This window comes from Enterobacter sp. 301B (assembly GCF_003850715.1).
In the GTDB taxonomy this organism is placed as follows: Bacteria; Pseudomonadota; Gammaproteobacteria; order Enterobacterales; family Enterobacteriaceae; genus Enterobacter; species Enterobacter intestinihominis.
Genome location: NZ_PQTC01000055.1, coordinates 1 through 6,004, shown reverse-complemented (window position 1 = coordinate 6,004; position 6,004 = coordinate 1). Strand labels below are relative to the sequence as shown.

The window sequence follows — 6,004 nt, the reverse complement described above, 5'->3', positions numbered from 1 at the left end:
ATGTTTGAACACCGGACGGCACAAAGCGAAGTGCAGCTTTATGAGAATGCAGCCGCCGAACGCATGATGTTCATTCATCGCAACTGGCGCGGTAAAGCCGAATCAGAGGAGGGATCCTGATGGAACCGGGACGATTCAGGCACCGGGTGAAAATTCTCACCTTCACAACCTCGCGTGATCCATCTGGCCAGCCGGTTGAATCGTGGAGAGGTGGCAGGCCGATTTCTGCCGAGGTGAAGGGGATCAGCGGCAGAGAGCAGCTGTCAGGCGGCGCGGAGACGGCGCAGGCAACTATTCGCGTCTGGATGCGCTTCAGGGCTGACCTGAACGCCTCTTCTCGTCTGGAAGTGCTAAGCGGGCCGTATAAAGGCCAGGTGCTAAATATCATCGGTCCTCCGGTAGCAAATTCGACCGGCACTCGCCTGGAAATTCTTTGCAAAACGGGAGCTGAAAAATGATTGAGACGAGCCTCGATTTTTCCGGGTTAAATGACATAGCAAAGGATCTGGAGGCGCTTAGCCGCGCTGAAAACAATAAGGTTCTTCGTGATGCCACGCGCGCCGGCGCGGAAGTGCTTAAGGAAGAAGTGATCGCACGTGCACCGGTACGCACCGGAAAACTGAAAAAAAACGTGGTGGTGGTGACCCAAAAAAGCCGCCGCCGCGGGGAGATTTCTTCCGGCGTCCATATTCGTGGCGTTAACCCGCGCACCGGCAACAGCGATAACACGATGAAGGCTAATAACCCGAGAAACGCCTTTTACTGGCGATTCGTTGAAATGGGAACTGCCAACATGCCGCCACATCCTTTCATTCGTCCCGCGTTTGACGTCCGACAGGAGCAGGCGACAGAGGTCGCGATCAGGCGCATGAACCAGGCCATCGATGAGGCATTAAGCAAATGACGGAAGACGATCTCTATCCTCTGCTGGAACCGCTGGCCGGAGGGCAGGTTTATCCCTACGTTGCACCGCTCGGCAGTGACGGGAAACCTTCAGTCTCACCGCCCTGGGTAATTTTCTCGATTATTACCGAGGCGGCCGCTGACGTTCTCTGCGGTCAGGCGGAATCCGCCGTTTCGGTGCAAGTCGATGTTTACTCCAGCACTATCACTGAAGCGCGTACGATCAGGAATATGGCGCTGGAAGCCCTGCAAACATTGAAGCCTGAGAACATTGTCAAAACGCCTGGTTATGAACCTGATCTGCATTTTCACCGGGCCACGCTCGAATTTCAGGTGATCGTTTAAGTTCATTCACCATCACAGACCGCTCCGGCGGTCTTTTTTTTATCTGGAGAAATCATGACCAGTAAGTATGAAGTTACAAAGGGGATGACCTTTGCCGTCTCCGACGCACCCGTAACCGCCGAGGATTTTAATGCCTCAGGTTTCCCGGGGGCTGGTGTTACCTGGCTGGAAGCGGCCTGTGCAACAAAGGAGATCACCTTCACGGGCGGTCAAAAAGGGGATATTGACGTAACTACGCTTTGCTCAACTGAACAAGAGCAAACCAACGGCCTCGCCGCGCCTGCTGAAATGAGCATTACCCGTAACTGGGTTGGCGATGAAGCAGCACAGGAGGCACTCCAGACCGCTTACGAAAATGACGAACTGCGTGCGCTTCGCGTGGTATTCCCGTCTGGTAATGGTTTCTACGTGCTGGTGGAGGTTCGTCAGAGCTCATGGTCTGCTGCAACCTCTTCCGTTGTTGGCGCGACTTATTCTCTGCGTGTACGTGGCAAACCTAAACGCATTTATGCGTCTGGTTCCTGAGCGGCTTCGGCCGCTTTTTTTATCCCTTCGACCAAGTAACAAGAGAAAAATGAAATGGCGCAAAAAACATCACAGAATTCACTACGCGACGTGGCGCTTACTGCATCAAAAGCCTATCGCACAAAAGACGGTATCACGGTCCCTGAGTGGGATGGCGCAAAGGTAACGCTGCGTGAACCGTCCGGCGATGCCTGGGTGAAATTCCGGGAGATCGTAAATCCGCAGCTCGCCGAAGGCGAAGAGGCCCCGACGCTGACGGAGGCGGAGAAGTTCCTGCGTAACAAAGAGGCGGATGTGGTTCTGTTTATTGACGTACTGCTGGATGAAAACGGCGAGCGCGTATTCAGTGACGAGGATCAGGAGCTGGTATCCAAAATTTATGGTCCTGTGCATGCGCGCCTGCTGGCTCAGGCTCTTGGCCTCGGAATGAGTCAGGAAGAAGCGGGAAAGCCGTAAAGCAGCCGCTGACCTTCTTCCTGATGTCGCTGGCGCTCCGGATGGGGCGCACTCTGCACGAGCTGCGCCAGACCATAACCGCCAGCGAGCTCAAAATGTGGATCGAGTTTGACCGCATAAGTCCTGTTGGGGACTGGCGTTCCGATGCACAGGCGGCGCAGATCTCCGTTGCAATGCTGAACTCTCAGGGCGGGAAATTCACCATACCTGACGTGATGCTGAAATGGGGTGAGCAGGAAGAAGGCTCTGAAGTCTCTGAACTTGAAGAATGGATGTCCAGTCTTTGACGCCCGCGGCTGCGGGCTTTTTTTATGGGTGAAATATGGCAACGCTGCGCGAGCTAATCATCAAAATTTCTGCGAACTCGTCTTCTTTTCAGTCTGAGATCGCCAGAGCGTCCCGTATGGGGACGGATTACTACCGCACTATGGAACAGGGCGGGAAAAAAGCAGCAGCGGCCACGCGAGAAACTCAGCGGTCTTTGGCTGACCTGAATTCTCAGCTCGCAACAGTACGTTCATCAGCGGCTGGGCTTGCCGGGGCATGGGCTGGCGCATTTGCCACGCATCAACTTGTTCAGTTTGCTGATACCTGGAACCAGCTGAATGGCCGCCTTCGCCTTGCGTCCTCTTCCAGTGAGGATTACGTGCAATCCCAGCGCGTGCTGATGGAGATTAGCCAGCGCACCGGAACATCCCTCGAGGCAAACAGCAACTTATACAGCAGAATTGCGCAGTCCCTGCGTGATGCCGGTTACGCTTCTGCTGACGTCGCAAAAGTTACGGAAACCGTAGCAACCTCGCTGAAGCTGTCTGGCGCCAGTACCGAAGAGGCGAGCTCTGTTATCACCCAGCTTAGCCAGGCGCTTGGCTCAGGCGTTTTGCGAGGCGAAGAATTTAACTCCATCATGGAGAACGGTGGCCGCCTGGCGAAACTGCTGGCTGATGGTCTGGGTACCACTGTTGGTGGCCTGCGAAATATGGCCAACAACGGCGAGCTGACGACCAACAAGATCGTCCCGCTGCTGACAAACGTAGAGATCCTGCGTAAAGAATTTGACACCTTGCCAGCATCCATCAGCGGATCTGCACAGAAAGTGCAAAATGCTTTTCTCGCCTGGGTTGGCGGGGCGAACGATGCCGTCGGCGCATCCTCCACGCTATCCGGCGTGCTGGATGGTCTGGCGAATAACATTGATGATGTGGCAAACACGGCAGGCATTCTCGTTGGCGTGGGTCTGGCTCGCTATTTTGGCAATATGGTCGGCAGCGTCGGCCAGTCAACCCGTGCAGTGCTCGCTAATACGGCCGCCGAGGTTGCGCTGGCTCAGGCTCAGGTCCGTGGCGCTCAGGTTAGCGTTGCTGCTGGCCGCCAGGCGGTTTACCGCGCTCAACAGGCGCGCGCAGCTGCGACAAGTATTGAGGCTCAGATAGTTGCCGAACGTAATCTTGCCGCAGCTCAGGCATCCCTGAACACAGCGCTTGCTGGCAGGGCTTCTGCCGTTAACAACCTCACCAATACAGCCTCGGTGATGTCACGGCTGGGTAGCGGAGTGTTGGGCATTCTCGGTGGCTGGCCTGGCGTTATTATCGGTGCCGGTGCTGCGATGTATGGCCTGTATCAGCATACCCAGCAGGTACACCGTGAGGCTGTGGGCTTTGCCAACAACCTTGACGAGATCAACACCAAACTCCAGCAGATGTCTGTGCTCGGCCTTCGCTCGACCGCCGCAGATGCGCGGACCTCTTTACAGGCGCAAAAGCAAGACCTGGCCGACCTCGACTCTCAGATCGCGAAGGTGAAAGACAGCCTCAAGGCGGTTGACCAAATCCAGCAGGATTATAACCGCCACCCTACGCTGACCTTGATCAATACTTTCATGGACCAGGCCGACATCACGGCCAAAAACATCGAACTTACCGATAAGCTGAACCAGCTGGAGTATCAGCGCGAACAGGCCGCTTCAAAAGTCGAACAAACGCAGAAGCTGGTAAACGATGCCAGCGACCTGGCAACGCAAAAGGCTATCGAACAGGCTGGCGCCGTCTCAATCCTGAAAGGTGCCTATGACCTGCTAAACCGCTCAATGTCAGCAACCGCAGGCGCTAAACCCCCGCAGTATGCCGGGCCAGTGGTCTCACTGGCTAATGCAACGCCTCAGCAGCAAACAGCACTGGAACGATCACGCCGCGAAAATGAGCTGGCCAGCTTAAGTGGATTAGAGAAACTTCATCAGCAGCACGTTTATGAAGCGGAAGATCTAAAGCTGACTGGAGCACTTTATACCCAGTACATCTACAACAAGGATCAGGCCGCCAAAAAGGATGCAGCAGCAGCCGAGGCAAAAAAAACCTCTACTGCCGCCTCAAGTGCTCAGAGTAAAGCTGAGCGCGCAGCAGCCAGCACCGCTGAGCAATATGCCCGCAAAATGGCCGATCTAAGCGTGGCTATCGATGTGCAACGCGTCAGGGCAACGGAAGGAGAAAAAGCGTCTGAGCTCTATGCAGCGTCGCATCAGGCAGGCACTAAATGGACCGATGAGCAGCGCAAGGCTATCCAGGCATCATCAGCAGAGCTGGCAAAATGGACGCAAAAAGCCGACGAGAACGTGCGCAAGCAGCGCGAACAAGCCGATGCCCTGAAGGATCTAACTGAAGCGGCCCGAAAGTTCAGGGATGAGGCGACACTGACAACCGAAACCGCAGGCATGAGTGATCGCCAGCGCAGCCGTTTCGACGAGACGCAACAGATCGAGCGTGTTTTTGCTAAAACGGACGGCGGCACTGAGGCCATCGCACAGCGGGCGGCTGCCCTCGATGACCTGGATAAGAAATACAAGGCTATAGCAGCAGCTGAAGCGGACTGGATGGCCGGAGTATCGCGCGGCTATGCGAACTGGTTCGATGAAATCAGCAATGTTTCCGGCACGGTTTCTGACGGGGTGAAAACCACACTCGACAGCGCGTTTAGTAATGTCACCTCAATGCTGGAAGGCAATAAGGTCAGCTGGAAATCCTGGGGTATCTCTGTTTTACAGATTATCGAAAAAGTCGCTCTGCAAATGGCAGTGGTCAGCGCGATGGGGGGTGGGTCTTCCGGTTCTGGCATTTTTGGCTCACTCATCGGCAGCGTAGGCAGCTTCTTCGGGGGCGGTGCGGGAGCATCAGCCAGCACCGGTACTGCGTTTTCCAGTTACGGTTCGAGTTTTCAGTTTAACGCTAAAGGCGCCGTTTATGACTCTCCATCTCTGAGCGCTTTCAGTAATGGGATCGTCAGAAACCCCACCATGTTCGCTTTCGCGAAAGGCGGGGCCGGAATCATGGGCGAGGCTGGGCCGGAGGCAATCATGCCGCTGACCCGCGCACCGGATGGTTCACTCGGTGTTCGTGCGGTCGGCGCTGGTGGTGGTCAGTCTGTATCTTCGGCGCCACAGGTTTATATCACCATCGATGGCAACGGAAACACTCAAACTCAGGCGACAACTGGATATGAGCAATTTGCGCGGGAAGTTGGTGCTGTTACAGATAAGCGTTACAGGGAACTGATAATGAGAGATTTAGCGCCAGGAGGCGCTATCTGGAATATGGCTAAAGGGGGGCGCTGATGGCTATCGAAACTTTCACATGGTGCCCACGAATTAACGCTGGGTGAATCGCCACGGATAATCTAGACACTTCCTAGCCGTTGATAATACTGGTTTTCATATTCTGTCGGTGACATCTGATCGCTGGAACCATGCCGACGCTTACTGTTATAAAACATTTCGATGTAATCA

Annotated in this window: 8 protein-coding genes; 7 read left to right on the top strand and 1 reads right to left on the bottom strand. The window is 55.0% G+C overall.

What is annotated here, in order from left to right:
* Nucleotides 1-119 precede the first annotated feature (119 nt).
* Genes C3451_RS23965 through C3451_RS23935 form a run of 7 tightly spaced genes read left to right on the top strand, consistent with a single transcriptional unit; the run spans nucleotide 120 to nucleotide 5,833 of the window.
* Nucleotides 120-458 (top strand): phage head closure protein, encoded by a 339-nt coding sequence (locus tag C3451_RS23965; protein WP_042863307.1) that lies wholly within the window; start codon nucleotides 120-122, stop codon nucleotides 456-458.
* Complete coding sequence (locus C3451_RS23960) at nucleotides 455-904, top strand: HK97-gp10 family putative phage morphogenesis protein (protein ID WP_032622505.1); 450 nt, start codon at nucleotides 455-457, stop codon at nucleotides 902-904. The genes C3451_RS23965 and C3451_RS23960 overlap by 4 nt, the downstream gene beginning before the upstream one ends.
* Nucleotides 901-1,248: a DUF3168 domain-containing protein gene (locus tag C3451_RS23955; RefSeq protein ID WP_047357536.1), complete on the top strand. Its 348-nt coding sequence runs from the start codon at nucleotides 901-903 to the stop codon at nucleotides 1,246-1,248. The genes C3451_RS23960 and C3451_RS23955 overlap by 4 nt, the downstream gene beginning before the upstream one ends.
* A gap of 54 nt (nucleotides 1,249-1,302) precedes the next feature.
* Nucleotides 1,303-1,773, top strand: coding sequence for a phage tail tube protein (locus C3451_RS23950; RefSeq protein WP_000202242.1), 471 nt, complete (start codon nucleotides 1,303-1,305; stop codon nucleotides 1,771-1,773).
* A gap of 54 nt (nucleotides 1,774-1,827) precedes the next feature.
* The gene (locus tag C3451_RS23945; RefSeq protein ID WP_032622503.1) at nucleotides 1,828-2,229 is read left to right on the top strand and encodes a phage tail assembly chaperone; all 402 of its coding nucleotides are present in this window, start codon (nucleotides 1,828-1,830) and stop codon (nucleotides 2,227-2,229) included.
* A gap of 23 nt (nucleotides 2,230-2,252) precedes the next feature.
* The gene (locus C3451_RS23940) at nucleotides 2,253-2,516 is read left to right on the top strand and encodes a DUF4035 domain-containing protein (protein WP_032622502.1); all 264 of its coding nucleotides are present in this window, start codon (nucleotides 2,253-2,255) and stop codon (nucleotides 2,514-2,516) included.
* Nucleotides 2,517-2,551: 35 nt separating this feature from the next.
* The gene (locus C3451_RS23935) at nucleotides 2,552-5,833 is read left to right on the top strand and encodes a phage tail tape measure protein (RefSeq protein ID WP_124304489.1); all 3,282 of its coding nucleotides are present in this window, start codon (nucleotides 2,552-2,554) and stop codon (nucleotides 5,831-5,833) included.
* Nucleotides 5,834-5,895: 62 nt separating this feature from the next.
* Here the strand turns inward: C3451_RS23935 and C3451_RS23930 are convergent.
* Nucleotides 5,896-6,004, bottom strand: a 109-nt coding sequence (locus tag C3451_RS23930; protein ID WP_131023897.1) for an IS3 family transposase, incomplete at its 5' end; no start/stop codon positions are given.

What these genes read in the sequence shown, in the direction of transcription:
- C3451_RS23965 (WP_042863307.1), top strand. Translation starts at nt 120, where the DNA reads ATGGAACCGGGACGATTCAGGCACCGGGTGAAAATTCTCACCTTCACA.
- C3451_RS23960 (WP_032622505.1), top strand. Translation starts at nt 455, where the DNA reads ATGATTGAGACGAGCCTCGATTTTTCCGGGTTAAATGACATAGCAAAG.
- C3451_RS23955 (WP_047357536.1), top strand. Translation starts at nt 901, where the DNA reads ATGACGGAAGACGATCTCTATCCTCTGCTGGAACCGCTGGCCGGAGGG.
- C3451_RS23950 (WP_000202242.1), top strand. Translation starts at nt 1,303, where the DNA reads ATGACCAGTAAGTATGAAGTTACAAAGGGGATGACCTTTGCCGTCTCC.
- C3451_RS23945 (WP_032622503.1), top strand. Translation starts at nt 1,828, where the DNA reads ATGGCGCAAAAAACATCACAGAATTCACTACGCGACGTGGCGCTTACT.
- C3451_RS23940 (WP_032622502.1), top strand. Translation starts at nt 2,253, where the DNA reads ATGTCGCTGGCGCTCCGGATGGGGCGCACTCTGCACGAGCTGCGCCAG.
- C3451_RS23935 (WP_124304489.1), top strand. Translation starts at nt 2,552, where the DNA reads ATGGCAACGCTGCGCGAGCTAATCATCAAAATTTCTGCGAACTCGTCT.